Annotated in this window: 20 protein-coding genes, 1 tRNA gene and 2 pseudogenes; 11 read left to right on the forward strand and 12 right to left on the reverse strand. The window is 67.7% G+C overall.

What is annotated here, in order from left to right:
- Together ABZ909_RS42055 and ABZ909_RS42060 are read left to right on the forward strand one after the other, a co-directional pair.
- Nucleotides 1–803: pseudogene (locus ABZ909_RS42055) on the forward strand (Fe-S oxidoreductase); the annotation flags it as partial.
- 205 nt (nt 804–1,008) lie between these two features.
- On the forward strand, nt 1,009–1,770 hold the full coding sequence (locus ABZ909_RS42060) for a copper homeostasis protein CutC (protein ID WP_357011736.1): 762 nt from the start codon (nt 1,009–1,011) through the stop codon (nt 1,768–1,770).
- 588 nt (nt 1,771–2,358) lie between these two features.
- On the opposite strand, the pseudogene ABZ909_RS42065 reads toward ABZ909_RS42060, so the two are convergent.
- The 3 genes and pseudogenes from ABZ909_RS42065 to ABZ909_RS42075 form a co-directional block, all read right to left on the reverse strand.
- Nucleotides 2,359–3,609: pseudogene (locus ABZ909_RS42065) on the reverse strand (YibE/F family protein); the annotation flags it as partial.
- A gap of 562 nt (nt 3,610–4,171) precedes the next feature.
- The gene (locus ABZ909_RS42070) at nt 4,172–5,422 is read right to left on the reverse strand and encodes a pyridoxal phosphate-dependent aminotransferase (RefSeq protein WP_357011738.1); all 1,251 of its coding nucleotides are present in this window, start codon (nt 5,420–5,422) and stop codon (nt 4,172–4,174) included.
- A gap of 143 nt (nt 5,423–5,565) precedes the next feature.
- Nucleotides 5,566–6,576: an ABC transporter C-terminal domain-containing protein gene (locus tag ABZ909_RS42075; protein ID WP_357011740.1), complete on the reverse strand. Its 1,011-nt coding sequence runs from the start codon at nt 6,574–6,576 to the stop codon at nt 5,566–5,568.
- 132 nt (nt 6,577–6,708) lie between these two features.
- On the opposite strand from ABZ909_RS42075, the gene ABZ909_RS42080 reads away from it, so the two are divergent.
- A complete protein-coding gene (locus ABZ909_RS42080; RefSeq protein WP_357011742.1) occupies nt 6,709–6,966 on the forward strand; it encodes a hypothetical protein in 258 nt (85 codons plus the stop codon).
- Between the two features lie 217 nt (nt 6,967–7,183).
- Complete coding sequence (locus tag ABZ909_RS42085) at nt 7,184–7,633, forward strand: hypothetical protein (RefSeq protein ID WP_357011744.1); 450 nt, start codon at nt 7,184–7,186, stop codon at nt 7,631–7,633.
- A gap of 191 nt (nt 7,634–7,824) precedes the next feature.
- Here the strand turns inward: ABZ909_RS42085 and ABZ909_RS42090 are convergent, their stop codons facing one another.
- From ABZ909_RS42090 to ctaD, 3 genes are all read right to left on the reverse strand, one after another.
- A complete protein-coding gene (locus ABZ909_RS42090; RefSeq protein ID WP_357011746.1) occupies nt 7,825–9,240 on the reverse strand; it encodes an Hsp70 family protein in 1,416 nt (471 codons plus the stop codon).
- A 182-nt stretch (nt 9,241–9,422) separates the two neighbouring features.
- Nucleotides 9,423–9,995, reverse strand: coding sequence for a dCTP deaminase (gene dcd, locus ABZ909_RS42095; protein ID WP_357011747.1), 573 nt, complete (start codon nt 9,993–9,995; stop codon nt 9,423–9,425).
- 60 nt (nt 9,996–10,055) lie between these two features.
- Nucleotides 10,056–11,810 (reverse strand): cytochrome c oxidase subunit I, encoded by a 1,755-nt coding sequence (gene ctaD, locus ABZ909_RS42100; protein ID WP_357011749.1) that lies wholly within the window; start codon nt 11,808–11,810, stop codon nt 10,056–10,058.
- A 301-nt stretch (nt 11,811–12,111) separates the two neighbouring features.
- Between ctaD and ABZ909_RS42105 the strand changes: the two genes are divergently transcribed.
- Nucleotides 12,112–12,185, forward strand: a tRNA-Gly gene (locus ABZ909_RS42105).
- Between the two features lie 73 nt (nt 12,186–12,258).
- Here the strand turns inward: ABZ909_RS42105 and ABZ909_RS42110 are convergent.
- From ABZ909_RS42110 to ABZ909_RS42125, 4 genes are all read right to left on the reverse strand, one after another.
- Complete coding sequence (locus ABZ909_RS42110; RefSeq protein WP_357011751.1) at nt 12,259–12,681, reverse strand: hypothetical protein; 423 nt, start codon at nt 12,679–12,681, stop codon at nt 12,259–12,261.
- A 138-nt stretch (nt 12,682–12,819) separates the two neighbouring features.
- On the reverse strand, nt 12,820–13,152 hold the full coding sequence (locus ABZ909_RS42115) for a hypothetical protein (protein ID WP_354841288.1): 333 nt from the start codon (nt 13,150–13,152) through the stop codon (nt 12,820–12,822).
- 50 nt (nt 13,153–13,202) lie between these two features.
- A complete protein-coding gene (locus ABZ909_RS42120) occupies nt 13,203–13,499 on the reverse strand; it encodes a hypothetical protein (RefSeq protein ID WP_357011754.1) in 297 nt (98 codons plus the stop codon).
- The gene (locus tag ABZ909_RS42125; RefSeq protein ID WP_040862373.1) at nt 13,486–13,710 is read right to left on the reverse strand and encodes a hypothetical protein; all 225 of its coding nucleotides are present in this window, start codon (nt 13,708–13,710) and stop codon (nt 13,486–13,488) included. The genes ABZ909_RS42120 and ABZ909_RS42125 overlap by 14 nt, the downstream gene beginning before the upstream one ends.
- Nucleotides 13,711–13,812: 102 nt before the next feature.
- Between ABZ909_RS42125 and ABZ909_RS42130 the strand changes: the two genes are divergently transcribed.
- From ABZ909_RS42130 to ABZ909_RS42145, 4 genes are all read left to right on the forward strand, one after another.
- Nucleotides 13,813–14,592, forward strand: a complete 780-nt coding sequence (locus ABZ909_RS42130; protein WP_357011756.1) for an alpha/beta hydrolase — start codon at nt 13,813–13,815, stop codon at nt 14,590–14,592.
- Nucleotides 14,593–14,601: 9 nt separating this feature from the next.
- The gene (locus ABZ909_RS42135; RefSeq protein WP_357011758.1) at nt 14,602–15,360 is read left to right on the forward strand and encodes a crotonase/enoyl-CoA hydratase family protein; all 759 of its coding nucleotides are present in this window, start codon (nt 14,602–14,604) and stop codon (nt 15,358–15,360) included.
- 219 nt (nt 15,361–15,579) lie between these two features.
- Nucleotides 15,580–16,623 carry a DUF4185 domain-containing protein gene (locus ABZ909_RS42140; protein WP_357011768.1) on the forward strand — a complete coding sequence of 348 codons (1,044 nt, stop codon included), beginning with the start codon at nt 15,580–15,582 and terminating at the stop codon, nt 16,621–16,623.
- Between the two features lie 79 nt (nt 16,624–16,702).
- On the forward strand, nt 16,703–17,428 hold the full coding sequence (locus ABZ909_RS42145; RefSeq protein WP_357011760.1) for a class I SAM-dependent methyltransferase: 726 nt from the start codon (nt 16,703–16,705) through the stop codon (nt 17,426–17,428).
- 12 nt (nt 17,429–17,440) lie between these two features.
- On the opposite strand, the gene ABZ909_RS42150 is transcribed toward ABZ909_RS42145, so the two are convergent.
- Entirely contained in the window at nt 17,441–18,331 is an 891-nt protein-coding gene (locus tag ABZ909_RS42150; protein ID WP_357011762.1) for an SDR family NAD(P)-dependent oxidoreductase, read from the reverse strand.
- Between the two features lie 76 nt (nt 18,332–18,407).
- Between ABZ909_RS42150 and ABZ909_RS42155 the strand changes: the two genes are divergently transcribed.
- Nucleotides 18,408–18,980 carry a TetR/AcrR family transcriptional regulator gene (locus tag ABZ909_RS42155; RefSeq protein WP_357011764.1) on the forward strand — a complete coding sequence of 191 codons (573 nt, stop codon included), beginning with the start codon at nt 18,408–18,410 and terminating at the stop codon, nt 18,978–18,980.
- A gap of 13 nt (nt 18,981–18,993) precedes the next feature.
- Here ABZ909_RS42155 and ABZ909_RS42160 read toward each other — a convergent pair whose 3' ends face one another.
- Nucleotides 18,994–19,599 (reverse strand): alpha/beta family hydrolase, encoded by a 606-nt coding sequence (locus tag ABZ909_RS42160; protein ID WP_357011766.1) that lies wholly within the window; start codon nt 19,597–19,599, stop codon nt 18,994–18,996.
- A gap of 297 nt (nt 19,600–19,896) precedes the next feature.
- On the opposite strand from ABZ909_RS42160, the gene ABZ909_RS42165 reads away from it, so the two are divergent.
- The coding region (locus ABZ909_RS42165) for an acyl-CoA dehydrogenase family protein (RefSeq protein WP_357011770.1) at nt 19,897–21,260 on the forward strand (1,364 nt) is incomplete at its 3' end.

Genomic DNA, 21,260 nt, shown 5'->3' on the forward strand with positions numbered 1-21,260 from the left:
GCGGTCTGGCCATGAAGGGCGGGCTCAAGGCTCCCGGCGGCAAGGGTCTGGCCATGAAGGGCGGCCTGAAGGCCCCGGGCGCGAAGGCTCCCGCCTCGGCCGCCGAGGCGCCTGCGGCCGAGGCCGCGTCCGAGGCGACCGCGGCTCCCGCTGCGGCCAAGGGCCTGGCCATGAAGGGCCCGGCCAAGGCTCCGGGTGGCAAGGGTCTGCAGATGAAGGGCGGCCTGAAGGCGCCGGGTGCGAAGGCTCCCGCCGCCGAATCCGCCTCCGCGGCTGCGACTCCCGCCGAGGCGGCCACCGAGGCTCCGGCGGCTCCGGCCGCCAAGCCGGGCGGGCTCGCCATGAAGGGCGGCCTCAAGGCTCCCGGCGGCAAGGGTCTCCAGATGAAGGGCGCCGCCAAGGCCCCGGGCGCCAAGCCCGCCGCCGAGGCCGCTCCGGCCGAGACCACCGCACCGGCCGCAGCCGCCGCCCCGGCCACCGAGGCTCCGGCCCCGGCCGCCGAGGCCAAGCCGTCCATCGCGGCCAAGGGCCTGGCCATGAAGTCCGGCCTCAAGCGACCCGGCCCGAAGGCTCCCGGCGCTGAGGCTCCGGAAGCGCCTGCGGCTCCGGCGGATTCGGCTCCGGCCGAGGCCGCTCCGGCCGCCGAGCCCGCCGCTCCGGCCGAACCGGCCGAACCGGCGAGCAATGGCACGTCGGAGGGCAATGGCACGTCGGAGGGCAATGGCGCGGCCAAGCCGCCGGCCGCCAAGCCGGGTGGCCTCGGCTTCAAGTCGGGCATGAAGGCTCCGGGCCGGAAGAACTAGGCCCCGGCCCGAAACAGCGGGCAGCCGAACCTGATTGACGAGGGCGGCGCTACCAACCCGGTAGCGCCGCCTTCGTCGTTCGCGTCGCCTACCAGCCCGTTCGCGCCGATTCAGCGGGCGCTGCGGCGGCAATTCACGGGCCATTCGCGGCCCGTTGGCTAATCTCAGGCAACATGACGGGCCGGAGTTCGCCATACTGCAAGGTATGACGGATGCGCGGGCGGTGCGGGTCGAGATCGGGGTGGAGTCTCTGGGCGGGGTCCGGATCGCCGAACAGGCGGGAGCCGCACGGGTGGAATTGTGTGCGGGGCTGACGGTCGGGGGACTCACGCCCGGGCCGGCACTCATCGAGGCGGCGGTCGAGGCGGCGGGGCATACCCAGGTGCACGTGCTGATCCGGCCGCGGCCGGGCGACTTCCGCTATTCTGCCGACGAGGTGGCGCTGATGCGCACCGATATCGAGCGGGTGCGGGCGGCGGGTGCGCACGGGGTGGTGATCGGTGTCCTCGACGAGGACGGCCATGTCGATCCGGCCGCCAATACCGAGCTGCTGGCCGCCGCGGACGAGCTGGAGGTCACCTTCCACCGCGCGTTCGACGTGTGCGCGGATCCGTATGCGGGCTTCGATCAGTTGCTGGAGCTGGGCTTCACCCGATTGCTCACCTCGGGCCGCCAGGAGTCGGTGCTCGACGGCGCGGCTCTGATCGCCCGGCTGGTGACGCTGGCCGATGGCCGCATCGACGTGATGGCGTGTGGCGGCCTGCGGGCCGACAATGCCCGCCGGGTGATCGAGTTGACCGGAACCCGCGATCTGCATGCGGCCGTGCGCATTCCGGTGCCCGGCCGCCCTCAGTCCGACTCCGAGGTCTCCTTCGCCGAATTCGGAGTGCCCAGTGGCTTCGATCATTTCGCCACGGATGCCGACGGCGTGTCGGCACTCTGCGAGGCGGCGCGGAACACGCTCTGACGATTGCCGCTCGCGGTCTCTTCCGCCCAGAAATCAGGGCCGGGAGTGCCGTCCGCCACGCGGCGGCTCGGGTGGCCACCCCTGATCATCGGAGAAGCCCTGATCCGGCTGCCGGGCTTGGCCCCGGATTCCCGAATCCGACCACGGCTCGCTCGGATTGAACCACGACGAGGTCGTGTACTGCCGCTCCTCCGGCGGATTCGGATTCGGCTGCACTACACCGGTTCTCGGCACCGTCGGCGGTTCACTCCCACCGGAAGCACCGGGCGGTACGCCGGTTCGCGCGACGGGCTGTTCACCGGTCCACGAATCCCGCTGCGGTGCATCGGTTCTCGGCACGACCCGCTGCTCACCGCTGTACGGTGCGGCCTGTTCACCACCTCGGCGCACCACCGGTTGCGATCCGGTGCGGGGCTGAGATCCGGTGCGCGACGCGGCCGGCTGAGATCCGGTCCGCGGATCACCGGCACGACGCGTCGCGGGCTGGGATCCGGTGCGCGCCCCACCCGGACGGCGCGGCGTATTCCGTTGCGCCCCCGCACTTCGCGTCCGCTCGGCGCCCGCACTCGCGCGCACCTCGGCCGGCTTGGCGCCCAGCGGCCGGGCCAGCAGCACCGCGATGGCGGTGGTCAGCGGCACCGACAGGGCCAGCGCGATACCGCCGACCGCCGACCGCGCGATCTCGATCCCCACCGCGTCGCCGGTCAGCACATCCCGCATGGGTCGTCCGGCCACGCTGAACAGCAGCAGCAGCGGCAGCGCCCCACCGGCGTAGGCGAGCACCAGGGTGTAGACGGTACTGGCGATATGGTCCCGGCCGACCCGCATGGCCGCGGAGAAAATGCTGCGGCGGTTGGCCTTCTGGTCCAGCGCCGCCAGCTCGAAGGCAGCCGAGGCCTGCGTGATGGTGACATCGTTGAGCACACCGAGCGAGCCGATGATGAACCCGGCCAATAGCAGCCCGGTAATGCTCACGTGCTGGATGTAGGCGGCGACGTTGGTGTTCTGCTCTTCGGACAACCCGGTGAGATGGGTGACCTTCAACGACACCCAGGACAGCACCGCCGCCAGCACCATCGAGGTCAGCGTCCCCAGCAATGCCGAACTGGTGCGCAGATTCACGCCGTGCGCCAGATACAACACGGAGTAGAGGATCACCGCCCCCGCGACCAACGCCACCGGTATCGCTGGTTTCCCGTCCAGCAGCGCCGGCAGCAGGAACATCACCAACACCCCGAACGCGATGACGAGCCCGATCAACGCCCGCAACCCGCGCCACCGCGCCACCGCGATGATGACCACCGCGAAAACGATCCCGATGATGCTCAACGGCAACCCACGCGCGAAATCATCGAACGAGTACAGCGTGCCCCCACCCGGATCCTGCGGCGTCTTCGGCGCCGCCTGCGGCACAATCCGAATCTTGTCCCCCACACTCAAATTCGGCTGATCCGGCGTAGGCGAATTGACGAAAACCGTCCAACTCCCCTTGTCCGCCCCCGAGTCGATCGAGATCACACTGCGCGCACACTGCCGCTGCGCCGCCGCGAGCAACTCCGGCTCAACAGTGAAGACCTTCCCATTCGACACATCCCCACAGGGCCCGAGATCCTGCTTGACCACGGTCCCCGCCTCGGAGTGCACCGCACCCCCGCCCCCGTTCTGCATGGGCAACGGAATATCGACATGCTGAGTACTCGGCCAAAGCCAAACCAGCCCCACAACCACCGCCACCCCGATCACCGCCAATAGCCCGACGACAACCCGGGCCGCATTGGTCCCGATAGCAATGGGCCCGGAGTGGTCATGATGATGATGAGAGTGCTGGTGATCGCTCACCCGGCGAGCCTAAACGAAACCATTCCTGACATGCTGAGAGGTTCTCCCCAGACCGTCAGGCGAAGATTCTTCCCGATCCCCGAGGCGACAACCGATCTCGCAACGTTCGGGGTAACTCACCGGGTACGTCCAAGATGGTTTCGGCTCCCAACGCAGGCACGGATGCAAATCCGACAACGGCTCTCAGCCGTCCGCTGAAGACTCGGGGAGGTGGGATTGCGGGAGGGGCGGCGGAGAGCAGGGGGATGTCTCCGCCGCCCGGGTCAGCGGCCCAGGGGGGGTAGGCCGGCCAACCAGGGCCGGACGGCCCAGGGGGGGTAGGCGGTCCGACCGGGCACTCTGAGTGCCGAGGACCACTGTACACAAAAGACGGATCTTTGCGCTAGCTAAGTCTCTAAAAACCCAACTTTCTCGTACCTGCGGTCGGTTTTAGCCAGGGTCCTACCTGCGCCACAAACCCCTGGAGACCGTGTCCACTACCGGACAAAGCGATATAAGCGCAGGTCAGCAAGGCTCACGGGAATCCCCATGAGCCTTGCCGTCAAATATTTCCGACCGGAAGTTACTGCCGGTAACTGGCCAGGAAGTTGCCGAACCGTTCGATGGCGACCGACAGGTCCCGCGCCCACGGCAGCGTGACGATGCGCAGATGGTCGTGATGCGGCCAGTTGAACCCGGTCCCCTGCACCATCAGGATCTTCTCCTGCAGCAGCAGATCCAGCACCAGCTTCGAATCGTCGTGGATCTCATGGACTTCCGGGTCCAGCCGCGGGAACGCGTACAGCGCGCCCGTGGGCTTCACGCACGAAACGCCCGGAATGGTATTGAGCTTCTCCCAGGCCACATCCCGCTGCTCGAGCAGCCGCCCGCCCGGCAGCACCAGATCGTCGATGCTCTGATGGCCGCCCAGTGCCACCTGAATGGCATGCTGCGCGGGCACATTCGGGCACAGCCGGGTGGAGGCCAGCAGGTCGATGCCCTCCAGGAAGCCGCCCGCGTGATCCTTGGGACCGGTGATGACCAGCCAGCCCGAGCGGTAGCCCGCCACCCGATACGCCTTGGACAGGCCGTTGAAGGTGAGGCACAGCAGGTCCGGGGCGAGCGTCGCCAGCGAAACATGCTTGGCGCCGTCGTAGAGGATCTTGTCGTAGATCTCGTCGGCCAGCAGCAGCAGCTGGTGCTTGCGGGCCAGGTCCACCACCTGCTGCAGCACCTCGGCGGAGTACACCGCGCCGGTGGGGTTGTTGGGGTTGATCACGACAATCGCCTTGGTCTTGTCGGTGATCTTGGATTCCATGTCGGCGATGTCCGGCTGCCAGCCATTGGACTCGTCGCACAGGTAGTGCACCGGGGTGCCGCCCGCGAGCGAGGTCATGGCCGTCCACAGCGGATAGTCCGGCGCGGGGATGAGCACCTCGTCGCCATTGTCGAGCAGCGCCTGCATGACGATGGTGATCAGCTCGGAGACGCCGTTGCCCAGGTAGACGTCGTCCACATCGAATTCCGGGAAGCCGGGTACCAATTCGTAGCGGGTGAAGATGGCCCGCCGGGCCGGCAGGATGCCCTTGGATTCCGAGTAACCCTGCGCGTAGGGCAGCGCCGCGATCATGTCGCGCATGATGACGTCGGGCGCGTCGAATCCGAACGGCGCGGGATTGCCGATGTTCAGCTTCAGAATCCGGTGCCCCTCGGCCTCCAACCGTGCCGCGTGTGCGTGTACCGGGCCCCGGATCTCGTAGAGCACGTTCTGGAGTTTGGTGGACTGTTCCAGGACGCGCGGGGACCGATGCGGAAGGTGACTCGATGGGCTCACCCCGTCAGTATCCAATTTGCCCTACGCTCCGCTCCGGGCGGGTTGGCGGCCCCGAGGTCTCGATTCTTCCCTCCTCCGCTTCGCTCCCCCGCTGCCAGCGCGGGGAGGCGGAGCACAGTCCAGAATCGAGACGGCCGCGAACCTCAGCGCGATGTATCGGGCGGCAGCACGCTACGGGCGGCGGTGGAGCCGCAGAAGTCCTCGATCCTCTCGTCCAGGTCCTGCGCTTCACCGGCGTCCCGGAATTCCGGACCGGCCAGCCGCTGACGCACCGCGCTGAGCCGTTCCTCCAACTGCGCGATCCGCTTGTCCTCGTCCAGTTCCAGCACCGGCTCCAGGGCGGCCGCGGCGCCGTCCAGGCTGCCGTTGATCAGGTGAGCGGCCGCATTGTCCACCCGGGCCAGCGACTCCGCGCCGTAGGAGCGCTTGTCGGTCGGCCCGTTCACGTACAGGTCGATGGCCCGGCTGGTGGCGTCCAGGGCGAGCTCGGCCCGACCCAGATGGATGTAGGTGGCGCCGGCGTAGTAGTGGCTCTTGGGCTGGTTGAACCCGAACACGCCGCCGACATCGTCGTGGAGGTTGTCGCTGGATTCGCCGTCGCGGGCGTCGTCGGCGGCGCGGATGCAGCGCTCGGCGTCGGCGGTGCTGCCCAGCCGCGACCAGATGCGGGCCTCGATGTTCAGCAGCCGCACCCGCGAGGTCGCGGATTCGGCGTAGCGCTGGCCACTCTGGGCCAGCAGGACCGCGCGACGCGGCCGTTCGGACCGGTACTCGATGAGCGCCTGCATGCCGCGGGTCCAGGCGCGCAACGGATCGTGCTCGCACAGTTCGGCGTAAGCCCAAGCGGCCCTTGCCTGTTCACCGGCGGCGTCGAAATAGCCCAGATCCGTACTGGCATTCGCCAGCAGACCGGACAACGTACCCGCCAAAAGGTACAGATGCGCCGTATCGGACGGACGCTGATGGCCTTCCAGCAACCGGTACACCCGACGCCGCACCCGCAGCATCTCCACCATCATCGGCACCGGCGGCATGTGTACGTAATCGTTGGCGATGCGCGTGACATCCGCATCGAGCTGTTCCAGCAGGGTCGCACCCACATTGGTGCCCTCGGCCCTCCCCGCGTGCTCGCTTGCTTCGTGAGCAGCCGCCATGATCAGATCCCTCTCCGAAATCGCCGCTAACGCATCGCCCCTCATCGCACCCGTATCGACGAGTGCCAGCAGTTCCGCGTCGCTGGAATAACTGGCCTGCGCTGGCATCCCGCTCCAAATCTCGGAACCGCCTTGGCGCACATCGAAACCGGGAACGGCGGGGCGGTCGATCAAGGGCTGGTCGATCAAGGCCGCGAACCGTGCCCGCACAACATCGTCGGACCTGGCAAGGGAAGTATCGAGGGCGGCCTGATTGATGGGGCGGGGATGCACCCGATCGCCCCCGGCCTCCCATTTCGAGACCAGTCGTTCGTGCACACCCAGGTGGGCGGCGAACTCCCGGATACTCATGCGTTTGGCATCGCGGAGGGCCCGGGCCTCTTTGCCTGACCAGTGCCGGACCACGGTGCCATCCCTTCCGAACGAACTCCGAACTCCAGGGTACGAGTGGAGAGTGGCCGCGACCACATCCGAAACCTTCTCGGTACCAGGCGTTATACGCACCGGTAATAGTGGCGGCGGAAAGGCAGCGGAATGCGGGCGTGCGGGCGTTTTCACAGCGGCCCCCGGCACGAGACCCTGGTGACTGGGGGAAGGAGGCGGGGACGTGAACGCGGACAAGCTCAGAACAGTCGAAGACTGGGTTTCCTACTACCGGCACGAGTTCGGGCTGCCGGTCAGCGAACGCGGCGGATTCGTCATGCTTCCCGTCACCGCGCAGATCGGGGTGGTGCACCTACCGGTCGCGCGGGCCGAAATGGTGCGCGGCGCACTGCAACAGCAGCGCCGCGGCGGACCCATGCTGGCCCGGCAGATTCGCTGGAGCTTTCTGGCCGAACCGGATTCGCGGCCCGGCGAACAGGTCATGGCGGTGCTCAACCGGCTCGATATCGGCATTCCGGCCATCGGCAGCGCAGTCATGCTCCCCACCGGCCTCGGCCGCTGGACACGCGAGGGCTGCCACTGGGTGACGCCACCCGCACGTGATTCCAAACTCCCACCCCTGTCGGCGATCATTACGACAGCTCTGGCGGTGGGAGCGGAAGGCGAGGACTGAACGCAGCCGGTCCTCGCACCACCGAGTCCGCCCCTCCTGGCAGTCGACGGGGCGGACTCGGCTCTTTCAACTCTCGAAACGCTCAGGGGCTTCGCCCCCGAACCCCCAGGGAGACAGCCGTTGAGGCTGGCTCGCAACGGTTTTCGAGATGGGGGGCTCCGGGGCGGAGCGGGCTTGCGCGGGCGGGGCCGTCAGCGGGCTTGCGCGGGCGGGGCCGGCGGGAAGAGCGGGGGGAGCGTGGGGACGACCACGGGCGGGAGGCCCGGGATGATCGTGATGGTGTTCGGGCCGGGCGTGGTGGCGGGGGCCTCGGGGGTGGTGGTGGGGTAGGTGTGGGGCTGAGGTGCGGCCAGGGACTCGTTGGTGGCGTCGATGGCGGTGGTGGTGGGCGACGCGATCGCGGGTTCGCTGGAGGAGCGGGTGGTGCTGGCCGGGACGGAGCTGGTAACGGCGTCCTGGCGCTGCGAATCATGGGTCAGGACTTGGGGTCCCCAGCCGAGGGTGATGCCGATGGCGGCCACCACGACGAGCGCGCCGACGGCGACACCGGCCAGGCTGATCTCGCGGCGGCGACCGAACTTCTCCGCCGAGCCCGGGCGAGCCGGCCAGGACTGGCTGGGCTCCGGGGATGTGGGTCCGGCGTCCTCGCGCGGGGCGGCAGGGAAGGGCGCGGGTGCGGGCCGGTGCAGCACCGGGCGGGCCAGCATGGCCGCGCCGCGGGTGACCACGGTGTCAGGGGCGGCCGGGACGATGACGGGGATGCCCAGCCAGCGTCGCAAAACCTTTGCCACCAGCGGAATCTGGGCGCAGCCGCCGAGCAGGGCGACCGCCTGCACGGGCTGCTCGGAGCGCAGGATGACATCGCGCGTCATACGGGCGGAGGATTCGACGGCCAGCATGATGAGGGCGTCGAAGTTCTCCTGCGACAGCAACACCAGGCCCTCGGTGGAGGGCAGCGCCACCGCGCTGCTGCTGGAGAGCTGCTCCTTGGCCTCGCGGCAGAGCTTGTCGAGCGCGATGAGCCCGGTGTGGTCCGGCGGATGGGCGATTCGCCCGGAGGCGATCTGCTGTTCGCGGATCAGCGCGTCGAGATAGTCACCGCTGATATCGCTGGTGCGTTCGCTGAAGCAGACCTGCCGGGTGCCGGTATCGACGACCGTCACCGACAACCCGGACGCGCCTAGGTCATAGAGTGCGACGGTGCCGAAACCCTGCAGCTCCCCGGAGTATTCGAGGAATTCCAGCGCCGCCACCACGTCGGGCACCAGCTCGTAATTGGTGAACTGCCGCCGCGCCAGCTCGGCCCGGATGGCCCGCGCGTGATTCTCGTCCCGGTAGGCAATGGCGGTGGCGCTGATCCGCGAATCCGCGGCGAGCACCGCCCCGACGGCATCGGCGACCAGCTCGTCGACCCGGCGTTCCCCGACCGGCACCGCCTGCACGTCGAACGCGTCCGGCGGGCCGTCGAATCCGCTGCGGGCGCGGGCGTATCGCTGCTGCGGGGGGGCGCCGAAATTGCGGGCGGCCTGCTCGGCGGAATCCCCGGTGAACGGACGTGCGACACGAACCGCGCCCGCCCCCACCGAAACTCCCAGAACCGAACTCATCCCGCTGCCCATCTCGTCGACACACACCCGTCGTCGCCACCTTACGACGTGCCGGGCCATCCGTACACCCGCTGTACCCGCCCATCGGACGGCGTATTCGCGCCACGAACGACGGCCAACTGTCCAGGCAGCGGCGCAATTCCGCCGAGCGCCGGGTCGAAACCGCTACCCCGTAATGCAACTCACTTGGACGCGGGAAAATTCAGGTAGGCCCGCGACGGCGTCGGCCCCCGCTGACCCTGATATTTCGATCCCGCCGCGGCACTGCCGTACGGGTGCTCGGCCGGACTGGTGAGCCGGATAAGACACAGCTGCCCGATTTTCATGCCGGGCCACAGAGTGATCGGCAGGTTCGCCACATTCGACAGTTCCAGCGTGATGTGCCCGCTGAATCCGGGATCGATGAAACCCGCGGTGGAGTGCGTCAGCAGGCCCAGGCGGCCGAGGCTGGACTTGCCCTCCAGCCGGCCGGCCAGATCGTCGGGCAGCGAGCACACCTCGAGCGTGGAGCCGAGCACGAATTCGCCGGGATGCAGCACGAACGGCTCACCCGCGGCGGGTTCCACCAGGGTGGTCAGCTCGTCCTGCCGCTGCGCCGGGTCGATATGCGTGTAGCGGGTGTTGTTGAACACCCGGAACAGACTGTCCAGCCGCACATCGATACTCGACGGCTGCACCAGCTTCTCGTCGAACGGCTCGACCCCGAGACGTCCGTTGGCGATTTCCTTGCGGATGTCCCGATCACTAAGCAGCACTGTGCCATTTTGCCCTCCGCTTCGCTCCGGGCGGTTCGCGGCCCCCAAGGCCGCGAAATATCAGTGCTCTACCGGCGGGTTTTCCGGCGTGGACACCTCGATGACCTGTTTCGGTTTACGCAGACCCCAGGTGACGTGGGCCTCGGCGCGCATGCGGGGGACCATGTGCGGATAGTGCAGTTCGAATGCCGGGCGCTCGGAGCGGATACGCGGCAGTTCGTAGAAGTTGTGCCGGGGCGGCGGGCAGGTGGTGGCCCATTCCAGGGAATTGCCGTAACCCCACGGGTCGTCGACGGTCACCACTTCGCCGTAGCGGTAGCTCTTGAAGACATTCCACACGAACGTGATCATCGAGAATCCGAGGATGAACGAGCCGATGGTGGAAATGGTGTTGAGCGTCGTGAATCCGTCGCTCGGCAGGTAATCCGCATAGCGGCGCGGCATGCCCTGGTTACCCAGCCAGTGCTGCACCAGGAACGTGGTGTGGAAACCCAGGAACGTGGTCCAGAAATGCAGTTTCCCGAGCCGTTCGTCCAGCAGCCGCCCGGTCATCTTGGGGAACCAGAAATAGATGCCGGCGAAGGTGGCGAACACGATGGTGCCGAACAGCACGTAATGGAAGTGCGCCACAACGAAATACGTGTCGGAGACGTGGAAGTCCAGCGGCGGCGAGGCCAGGATGACGCCAGAGAGCCCGCCGAACAGGAAGGTGACCAGGAAGCCGACCGAGAACAGCATGGGTGTCTCGAAGGTCAGCTGCCCGCGCCACATGGTGCCGACCCAGTTGAAGAACTTCACCCCTGTCGGCACCGCGATGAGGAAGGTCATGAACGAGAAGAACGGCAGCAGCACCGATCCCGTCGCGTACATGTGGTGTGCCCACACCGCGATGGACAGCGCGCCGATGGCCAGCGTCGCGTACACCAGCGTGGTGTAGCCGAACAGCGGTTTGCGGCTGAACACCGGAAAGATCTCGGTCACGATGCCGAAGAACGGCAACGCCACGATGTAGACCTCGGGATGCCCGAAGAACCAGAACAGATGCTGGTAGAGGATGGCCCCGCCATTGGACGAGTCGTAGATGTGCCCGCCCAGGTGCCGGTCCACCTCGAGGCCCATGAGTGCCGCGGTGAGAATCGGAAACGCCAGCAGCACAAGCACACTCGTGACCAGGATATTCCAGGTGAAGATGGGCATCCGCCACATGGTCATGCCCGGGCAGCGCAGGCAGATGACCGTGGTGATCATATTGACCCCGCCCAGGATGGTGCCGACGCCGGACACCGCGACGCCCATGATCCACAGGTCCGCGCCCACGCCCGGTGCGTGCTCGGCCAGGCTGAGCGGGGTATAGGCGGTCCAGCCGAAGTCCGCCGCGCCGCCCGGCGTGACGAATCCGGCGGTGGCCATGGTGGCCCCGAACAGGTACAGCCAGTAGCTGAGCGCGTTCAACCGCGGGAAGGCGACATCCGGCGCGCCGATCTGGAGCGGCAGCACCGCATTGGCGAATCCGAAGACGATGGGCGTCGCATAGAACAGCAGCATGATGGTGCCGTGCATGGTGAACAGCTGGTTGAACTGTTCCGGCGTCAGGAACTGCATGCCCGGCCGCGCCAGCTCGGCCCGCATCAGCAGCGCCATCAGGCCGCCGACCAGGAAGAACGCCATGGCCGTGAACAGGTACATGTTCCCGAGCATTTTGGGATCGGTGGTGATGATGGCCTTCCACAGATACGACCCCTGGGGCCCCATCCGCCGTGGAAATGGCCGCACGGGTTCGAGCTCGGGAACTTCACGAGCGGGCACCGCGGTCATACGTCCTCCTCGACCGCCGAGCAGGAGCACCGAGCGCACGCTTCAGCTACCGTTCAGCGCATCCAAACTTCCTGTGGTGGACGGGTTTTCGACCCTGCGGGCCAGTCTACGACCGCCCGTAGGCGGAACCGACTGGTTCCGCGAAAGAGCTTTGCGATCTTCGGCGCGTCGTCCACGACACGGGGAACCACCCGGGGCCCGACACACCCGCGCTCACTCCGCCCGCGACCTGCGAGGAGTTCCGAGAAGTTGCACCGGAAGAGAAGTGGTCTGATAGAGTCGCGTGCGCAAGCAGGACCGCGCCGGTGTGGTGTAGTGGCAACACGCTACCTTCCCAAGGTCGAATTGCGGGTTCGATTCCCGTCACCGGCTCCACGTGAAAGGCCCCCGTCCGATGGACGGGGGCCTTTCCGTATGTCACATGCATGGCTTTCCGCATGTCACAGCACTACTTGACGCACTCCGTGGCGATTCGCTTGGTGGCCTTTCCCGCCTTGATCAGATCCTCGGTGCCGAGGCTGACCTTGGCCGGGTTGGTGCCGTTGGCGCTGTCGATGATCTTCTGGATGCCGCTGTCGGACAGGCCTTCCTGGAGGTAGATATTGGCGACGCAGTCCGCGGTCTGCTGACTGAGTTTGCCCTTGTCCTGCAAGGCTTTCGAGATCTGGTCGGCGGTCAGCGCGCTGCCGCCCGGGCTGGAGGTCGCCCCGGACGAGGTGGCGGGCGCGCCGGACACGCTGGTCGCGGCCGCCGAGGTGGCCGTCACCGCCGGCGGCGTCGTGGTGGCGGGGTTGGCCGATTTCTGGTCATTGCTGCACGCGGACAGCAGCGGCAGCGCCAGCAGCGCCACCACGACGACGGATTTCCGCATTTGTGATCCCTCCCGGACCCCGGGCCGATCCCGGTCGATTCTGAGATTGCACACCGGCACCCGGGAGTTAACAAGCGGAGATCGAAAACCGCAGGCCACCAAGGCCACTGGCGATCGCGCTCCGCAGCGACCGCAGCGCTACTGCGCCGACTGCATACAGGCGGTGACGATCTTGGTGGCGGCGGCCTGCGCCTTGTCCGTGTCGTCCTTGCTCATGCCGGCCGACTCCATATCCGTCACATTGCCGGACTTGGCGTCGTTCTTGATCATGCGACGCAGTCCGTCCTGCGAAATACCCTGGTCCACGAAGACTTTCGCGGCGCAGTCGGCGAACTTGGCTTCGAGACCGCCGGCCTGCAGGGATTTGGACACATCAGCCTGGGTGACATCGGCGGGCTTGTCGCCGCTGCCGCCGCACGCGGCCAGCAGGGGAAGCGCGACGAGCGCGGCGGCCAACAAGGAAATGCGCACTGGTGCCTCTACTCTCGAGGTTCGACGGGAGAACTGCCGCAGGCACCCTCTCACAGATCCATGGCGGCGCGCAGCGCTGTGTCGATTCGCTCGGCCGTTTCGGTGTCGACTTCGGCGATGCGACGGTCCAACCAGCCACGATAGATGCGGCCCAGATTGCCGGCGTGCACCCAGCCGTGGCCGGGAATGGGCACGGCCAGGATGTCCTGGGGATCCCCGGCCTCGACCTCGGCGGCGATCAGCCAGGGACGCGGCGACTCGTTGATGCCGTCGCTCGAGATGAGGATGATGGTGCGGGTTCGGGTGGTGCCGTGCGGGTGGTAGACCCAGAGTTCACCCCTGCGCACGCAGCTCCTTTTCGGCGGCAAGCTTTTCCGCCTCGTCGGCCGCGGCGAGTTCGACCGGGTCCGGCACCGGGCCACACCCCAGCCGCACGGCCTCGCGGCGCGCGGCGCGGGAAATCCACGCCGACGGCGACATGCCCGCGCGGGCGGCGGCATCCTGTGCATAGGACCAGGCCGCCTCGTCCAGCGACAGTGTCACTTTCCGGGTTGCCATACCTTTTATCGTACCGCCGGCGGGGAATTTTCCCGCCTGTTGGCGACACGTCAACGACTGTAGGGTGAAACTCGCAGGGACCAGGACAGGGGAGAGCCGCGCATGACGAAGTTGAACCATCACCGGACCGGCAGCGGCGACCCCCTCGTGCTCGTGCACGGCGTCGGCAGCCGCTGGCAGGTGTGGGAGCCGATCATCGGCGCCCTGGCCGAGTCCTTCGATGTGATCGCGGTGGACCTGCCCGGATTCGGCGACAGCGCGCCGCTTGAGCACACCACCGTCTCCACCCTCGCCGATGCCCTGGTCGATTTCCTCGCCGCCGAGGGCATCGAGAATCCGCATCTGGCAGGTAATTCCATGGGCGGCGGCATTGTGCTGGACCTGGCCGCCCGGGGCCTGGCGCGCTCGGTCACCGCCTACTCCCCCATCGCGTTCTGGGACACCGCGGGCCGCGTCTGGTGCCAGCAGGCACTGGGCCGCGCCAAACAGCTCTCCAGGGTGCTGCGCCCGGCCGTGCCCGCGGTGCTCGGAAACGCCGTCGGCCGTTCCACTTTCCTCGGTCTGGTGTTCGGCAAGCCCTGGGCGATCGACGCCCGGGTGGCCGTCGACACCGTCGAGGGCCTGCTCGGCGCGGCGGGCTTCGATGCCGCGCTGGCCTCCTTCACCGACTTCCGGCTCCCCGACCGCACCGCCTTCGGCGATATCCCGATCACCATCGCCTGGGGCAACCGTGACATTCTGCTCACATACGCCACGCAGTCCCGGCGCGCCCGCGCGGAACTGCCCGGCGCGCGGCACGTCACCCTGCACGGCAGCGGCCACACGCCCTTCTACGACGATCCGGCCGGCTGCACACGCCTGCTCCTGAACCAGCTCGGATAAGGAAAGACCGTGAGCCACAACGTTTCCCTCACCTTCGACGGCGACCGGGCGTACGTGGCCCTGGACCGGCCGGACAAGCACAACGGCCTGACCATCGAGATGCTGAACGAGCTGGTCCAGGTCGCCGGGATCATCGGGAAGCGCTCCGACATCCGCGCCGTCATCCTGTCCGGCAACGGCCCCAGCTTCAGTTCCGGTCTGGATATCGCCAAGGCCATGGGCAACCCGCTGGACGTGGTGCGCAACTTCATCCCACTGCCGTGGCGCGGCACCAACACCTTCCAGGAGGCCTGCTGGGCCTGGCGGCGACTGCCGCAGCCGGTGATCGCCGTGGTGCACGGGCGCTGCTACGGCGGCGGCCTGCAAATCGCGCTGGCCGCCGATTTCCGGTTCGTCACACCGGATTCGGAGTTCGCGGTCATGGAAGCCAAGCACGGGCTGATCCCGGACATGACCGGCGCGGCCACCCTGTCCCGGCTCATCGGCCTCGATCAAGCGCTGCTGCTCACCATGACCGCCGACCCGGTGGACGCCGCCTACGCCGCGCGCATCGGCCTGGTCACCGAGGTCACCGCCGACCCGCGCGCAGCCGCCGAGAAACTGGCCGACCGCATCGCCGCGCGCTCCCCGCAGGCGGTGGCGAGCGCCAAGAAACTGTTCGACCGATCCTGGCACGCGTCGGTGCGCCGGACCCTGGCCGTGGAACGCGCCACGCAGCTGCCGCTGATCCTTAAGCAGGCGCTCGACCGTGGTAGGAATGGAAAGTAAGCCAATTCACGGCAAACAAAGCGGTTTGCAAGCCCCGAAATTCGGGTATCGCTGTTAGCATTTTCACAATTTGCCAGCGAGTCGAACGCATTGTGCGGCCCGTCACATACGGTGTGGTCCGCGCATTATTCGGCGAGACCCGGAGGAAGCACCGCATTGACCAAGACCGCCCCGCTGCTGCTTTCCGCGATAGCAGGTGCCACGGCCGTGCTCCTTACCATGACCATGCCGGCCGCAGCCAATCCGAACGCAATCAACCCGATTCCGGTGCTGAATGGCACGAACGGTTTGCCGCAGCTGCCAGGCCGCACCAAGGCGGTCTTCCAGGTCACCGGAATGGCCAGCCCCAACAACACCCAGAACTACAACGTGCTCGGAACCGACCTGGGCATCATGTGGGACGACGGGAACGGCGAGATGCTCACCGCATTCGGTGACACCGCCGGCCTGGGCCTGCCGAACCTGCTGGTCGGCAGCACCTGGGCGTGGCGTTCGAACATCCTGGTGCGCTCACACACCCAGGACCCCGCGAACGGCATCTACTTCGACTCGGTGGTGCGCGACATCTTCGGCCAGGCACGGGATCTGATCCCCAGCCCGAAGATTCCGTTCATCGAGATCAGCCGCATCCCCACCGCGGGCATCTCGGTCGGCGGCACCCAGTTCATGAGCCTGATGTCGGTGAAGAGCTGGGATGACGTGGGCCAGTGGACCACCAACTATTCCAGCCTCGCGGTGTCCGGAGACAATGGCGAGAACTGGATGGAGCTGCCCGCCACCCGCCGCCCCGACGACGGTGGCAACTCGAACTTCCAGATGAACGCCTTCGTCAAGCGCAACGGGTTCCTCTACGAGTTCGGTACCGCGTCCGGCCGCAATCACCCGGCCTATATCGCCCGCGTCCCCGAGGGGGCGGTCACCGATATGGGCGCGTACGAGTACTGGGACGGCGGCAAGTGGCAGAAGGACGTCAATGCGGCGCAGCCGGTGATCGGCGGCGGCGTGGCAGAGATGTCGGTGCAGTGGAACGATTACCTGGGCCAGTACGTCATGCTCACCACGGATCCGTGGAACTCGGTGGTCATGTACACCTCGCCGAGTCCCGAGGGACCGTGGAGCGCACCGTCGGTGCTCATCGACACGCGGGAACTGCCGACGGCGTACGCCCCGTACATCTTCCCGTACCAGACCGGGCGTGACCTGTACTTCCTCACCACGGTCCACAGCCAGTACAACGTGCTGCTGATGCACACCACGCTGTAGAGAACCCAACTCTCAGGGGCTGCGCTCCTGAAACCCGATGAGACTCTCGTCTCGGCGCACAGCTCATAGACTCGTCTCCATGGATGCCGCCGAATGGGACGAGCACTACGCCAATACCGAATTGGTGTGGGGCGCACCTCCGAATGCCACGGTGGTCGAACAGGTTTTCGGGCTGGAGCGGCGGGCGCCGGTCGGCGGCGGGATCGGCGAGCCGCGGCCGGAGCTGCCGCGGGTGCTGGACCTGGGGTGCGGGGAGGGCCGGAACGCGCTGTGGCTGGCCACCCACGGCTGGCGGGTGGACGCCGTCGACTTCTCCCAGACCGGCATCGACAAGGGCCGGACCGTCGCGGCGCGGCTGTCGCGCTCGGTGCGCGGGCGCATCCATTGGATCCACGCGAATGTCACGCGGCTGGACGCCGCCGGCATCACCGGACCCTACGAGCTCATCCTGCTCGCCTTCCTGCACCTGCCCGCCGCGGAGCGCCGCGCCCTGCTGCTGCGCGCGACCGAGATGCTCTCCCCCGAGGGCACCCTGCTGGTGATCGGCAATGACACCCTCAATCTGACGGAAGGCTATGGCGGCGAGCAGGATCCGGCCCGGACCTTCACCCCGGCCGATATCCTCGCCGACCTGTCCCCCGCCGAGCCCGATATCCGCATCCGCATCGCCGACCGCGTGCACCGCCCCACCGAGGACCGCGACGCCATCGACGCCCTGGTGGTGGCGACCCGGCCCGCGCCGGAACCCCAGGACGAGCCGCTCGCCCTCGAGGCCCCGCAGCCGCCTTCGCTCGACCTCTTCTGACGGCGGCCCTCGCTAGTTGCGGACCGCCATTCCGGCGAGCCGCGCGCTCTCCGCCCACAGCCGTGCGCGGCGGTCCGGGTCGGTGGTGTGCACGGCGGTCCGAACATCCTTGCGGCGCACGAAGAATCGCCCGGTGATGCCGTTCAGGTCCGGCGAGGTGGCCAGCCAGACCGGTGTGTCCGCCCCGGTATCCGGACCGGGCAGCATCGGATTGATCCACTGCGACCAGGCGAAGACCCGCAGCAGCCCGTGCGCGGATTCCCGGCCCAGCCCGGTGTGCCGGATGATGCCCGGGTGCGCGCCGTTCACGGTGACGCCCGTGCCCGCAAGGTGCTCGGCGAGGCTGTAGACGAACATCGCGTTCATGTTCTTGGTACGCCCGTAAGCCACGAAAGGCCGGAAACTGGGCGGGAATCCGAGTGCCCGCGCATTCTCGAAACCCAGATCGTCCAGGTCGGCGGGTACTCGCCGCAAGGCCGTGGGTGAGGCCCCGACCACCACCAGTCGCGCGGATCGTCCTGTGTCGGCGAGGTTCTCGCCGAGTGTGCGCAGCAGCAGGTACGGCGCCAGATGATTGGTGACCAGCGTGCGCTGCAGGCCCTCGGGCGTACGGTCGCCGAGGTCGGCGACCACGGCCGCATTGCTGATCAGAATGTCGATCCGGCTGTCGCACAGGCGATCCGCGAGCTGACGCACGTCTGCCAGCAGTGACAGGTCGGCGAGTTCGCTCCGCAGCACGGCCCGTGGAACGGCCGTCCGGATCCGCTCCTGCGCGGCGTTCAATCGGCCGCGGTCCCGCCCGACCAGCACCACCTCCGCTCCCATACCGGCCAACTGTCGTGCGATCGCTTCTCCGATGCCGTTCGTCGAGCCCGTGACGACGGCGGTTGTTCCCCGGTCCATACCCACTCCTCAGAGGTTGACAACGTCAACCTAGGCGCGCTGGTTGACGTTGTCAACCGCCTACTACGATGGACCGATGCCGCCGTCCACCCGCACCGTGCTGCTCGATTCCGCACTCCGCCTGCTCGACGCCGGCGGGGTCGAGGCCGTCACGCTGCGCGAGGTCGGCAATGGCGCGGGCGTCTCGCACAACGCGCCCTACAAACACTTCGCCAACAAGGAAGCCCTGCTCGCGGCGGTTGCCGCCCGCGAACTGTCCGAGCGCGCAGTGGATTTCGCCCGCATCGTCCAGGAGCGCCCGGAACCGGTCGAGATGCTGCGCGGGGTCCTGCACGGCTATATCGCCTGGGCGCTGGAGCGCCCCGCCCGCTTCAAGCTCGTCTTCGGCCGTTGGGCCGACGAGACGCCCGAGCTCGCCGAAACCGGCCGCGATGCACAGAACGCCCTGATCGCCCTGGTCGGGCAGGCGCAGGCCGCGGGCAGCCTGCCCGGCGGGGACACCGAACGGATGGCCGCACTGGTCCGTGCCCTGGCCCACGGCGCCGCCGACCTCGCCTCCTCGGGCCACCTCGACGCGAACGGCAAGGGCCATGCCGACCCTGCCGACCTGGTTGACGATCTTCTCGGCTACCTGGGCAGAGCGCGCTGACCCGGCCCGGCCTTCAGCTCGCGGACCAGCGCTCCAGCCACGGCGTGAGCACGGCGACGATCTCCTCGAACCCCGCCCGATACGAATGCGCCTGTCCCGCAATGACATGCACCTCGGTCGCGTCGGCGGCCTCCGGGATGCCGAACGGGTCGCGGGCGCCGTTGACCACGACGACCTCGATATCCCCGGGAGCGAGCAGCTCCTCGCGCCGCGACTTCTCGGGCTTGCCCGGCGGATGCAGGGGGAACGACAGCGCGATCACGCCCCGCGCCCCGGCCGCGCGCGCGGTCCGGCACGCCACCCGCGCGCCATTGCTGCGCCCACCCTGGACCAGCGGCACCCCACGCACCTTCTTCCGCAGTGCCGCAATGATTTCCAGCCACGCCGCGTCCTGAACATCGGCCTTGCCCGGCGCGCGCCGCCCTGCCACCCGGTACGGCTGCGTCACCAGCGCCACCGCGCCGCCCATTCGCACCGCCGAATCACATAGGGCCAGTATGTCTTTCGCATCCACGCCGCCGCCGGCGCCATGGGTGAGCACCAGCAGGAACCGCGGCCTCGCCCGCCCGCGCCGCTCGATCTCCACCTCCGCCGGTCCGGCACTCGTCTCGATGCGCATATGGGCACCGTAATCAGGGGCACGGACCGGGCTCACACGGCACACCGGCGGACCGCACCGCCGCCGGACCTCGATCAACCAGGCCGCGATGGGCCCGGCAACCCGGGTTCCGGCAACTCGCGTGCTTTCAGTCACATTCGGCCGTGATGACCTTGGCGCACCTCTTACCGGTCGGTAACATGGCGCATAAGTTACCCGCCAGTAGCGCTGCTTTACGGTGTCTACCCGGTGGAGACCTAACGGGCGGGAACGGCACACACCGAACCGCACCCATCTCAATGGAGAGTGAGTACGACCATGGGTCACTACAAGAGCAACGTTCGCGACCTCGAGTTCAACCTCTTCGAGTTCCTCGGCATCCAGAAGCTGCTCGACGCGGGCGCCTATGGCGACCTCGACGCCGACACCGTCAAGGAGATGCTGAACGAGGTCCGTCGCCTGGCCGAGGGCCCACTGGCGGATTCGTTCGTCGACGGCGACCGCAACCCGCCGACCTTCGACCCGGAGACCCACACGGTCACTCTCCCCGACTCCTTCAAGAAGTCCTACCGCGCCCTCGAGGACGGCGGCTGGTCCAAGGTTCCGGTCCGCGAGGAGCTCGGTGGCCTCGGCGCCCCCTCCGTCATCGGCTGGGCCCTGAGCGAGATGATTCTCGGCGCCAACCCGCCGGCTCAGATGTACGCCGCCGGTGCGGGTTTCGCGCAGGTCTTCTACAACAACGGCACCGATGAGCAGAAGAAGTGGGCTCAGAAGATCGCCGACCGCAACTGGGGCGCCACCATGGTGCTGACCGAGCCCGACGCGGGCTCCGACGTCGGCGCCGGCCGCACCAAGGCGATCCAGCAGGAGGACGGCTCCTGGCACATCGAGGGCGTCAAGCGCTTCATCACCTCGGGCGACTCCGACGACCTGTTCGAGAACATCATGCACCTGGTGCTGGCCCGCCCCGAGGGCGCCGGCCCGGGCACCAAGGGCCTGTCGCTGTTCTACGTACCGAAGTTCCACTTCGACTTCGACACCGACACCCTGGGTGAGCGCAACGGCGTGTTCGTCACCAATGTCGAGCACAAGATGGGCATCAAGGTCTCGGCCACCTGTGAGGTCACCTTCGGCGGCCACGGTGTTCCGGCCAAGGGCTGGCTGGTGGGCGAGGTCCACAACGGCATCGCGCAGATGTTCGACGTCATCGAGAACGCGCGAATGATGGTGGGCACCAAGGCCATCGCCACCCTGTCGACCGGTTACCTGAACGCGCTCGAGTACGCCAAGACCCGTGTGCAGGGCGCCGACCTGACCCAGATGACCGACAAGGGCGCCCCGCGCGTCACCATCACCCACCACCCGGACGTGCGTCGTTCGCTGGCCATGCAGAAGGCGTACGCCGAGGGCCTGCGCGCCGTGTACCTGTACACCGCCGCGCACCAGAACGCCGACATCGCCGAGCTGGTCTCGGGCGCCGACAAGGACACCGCGTTCCGCGTCAACGACCTGCTGCTGCCGATCGTCAAGGGTGTCGGCTCGGAGCGGGCCTACCAGTACCTGACCGACTCGCTGCAGACCTTCGGCGGCTCCGGCTTCCTGCAGGACTACCCGATCGAGCAGTACATCCGCGACGCCAAGATCGACTCGCTGTACGAGGGCACCACCGCCATCCAGGCGCA

It is taken from the genome of Nocardia sp. NPDC046763, from assembly GCF_040645495.1.
GTDB lineage: Bacteria > Actinomycetota > Actinomycetes > Mycobacteriales > Mycobacteriaceae > Nocardia.

Bases quoted from the DNA above. Each gene is read 5' to 3' on its own strand.
- ABZ909_RS42060 (WP_357011736.1), top strand. From the start codon at position 1,009: ATGACGGATGCGCGGGCGGTGCGGGTCGAGATCGGGGTGGAGTCTCTG.
- ABZ909_RS42075 (WP_357011740.1), bottom strand. From the start codon at position 6,576: ATGGCGGCTGCTCACGAAGCAAGCGAGCACGCGGGGAGGGCCGAGGGC.
- ABZ909_RS42090 (WP_357011746.1), bottom strand. From the start codon at position 9,240: ATGAGTTCGGTTCTGGGAGTTTCGGTGGGGGCGGGCGCGGTTCGTGTC.
- ctaD (WP_357011749.1), bottom strand. From the start codon at position 11,810: ATGACCGCGGTGCCCGCTCGTGAAGTTCCCGAGCTCGAACCCGTGCGG.
- ABZ909_RS42110 (WP_357011751.1), bottom strand. From the start codon at position 12,681: ATGCGGAAATCCGTCGTCGTGGTGGCGCTGCTGGCGCTGCCGCTGCTG.
- ABZ909_RS42125 (WP_040862373.1), bottom strand. From the start codon at position 13,710: ATGGCAACCCGGAAAGTGACACTGTCGCTGGACGAGGCGGCCTGGTCC.
- ABZ909_RS42130 (WP_357011756.1), top strand. From the start codon at position 13,813: ATGACGAAGTTGAACCATCACCGGACCGGCAGCGGCGACCCCCTCGTG.
- ABZ909_RS42140 (WP_357011768.1), top strand. From the start codon at position 15,580: ATGACCATGCCGGCCGCAGCCAATCCGAACGCAATCAACCCGATTCCG.
- ABZ909_RS42145 (WP_357011760.1), top strand. From the start codon at position 16,703: ATGGATGCCGCCGAATGGGACGAGCACTACGCCAATACCGAATTGGTG.
- ABZ909_RS42150 (WP_357011762.1), bottom strand. From the start codon at position 18,331: ATGGACCGGGGAACAACCGCCGTCGTCACGGGCTCGACGAACGGCATC.
- ABZ909_RS42155 (WP_357011764.1), top strand. From the start codon at position 18,408: ATGCCGCCGTCCACCCGCACCGTGCTGCTCGATTCCGCACTCCGCCTG.
- ABZ909_RS42160 (WP_357011766.1), bottom strand. From the start codon at position 19,599: ATGCGCATCGAGACGAGTGCCGGACCGGCGGAGGTGGAGATCGAGCGG.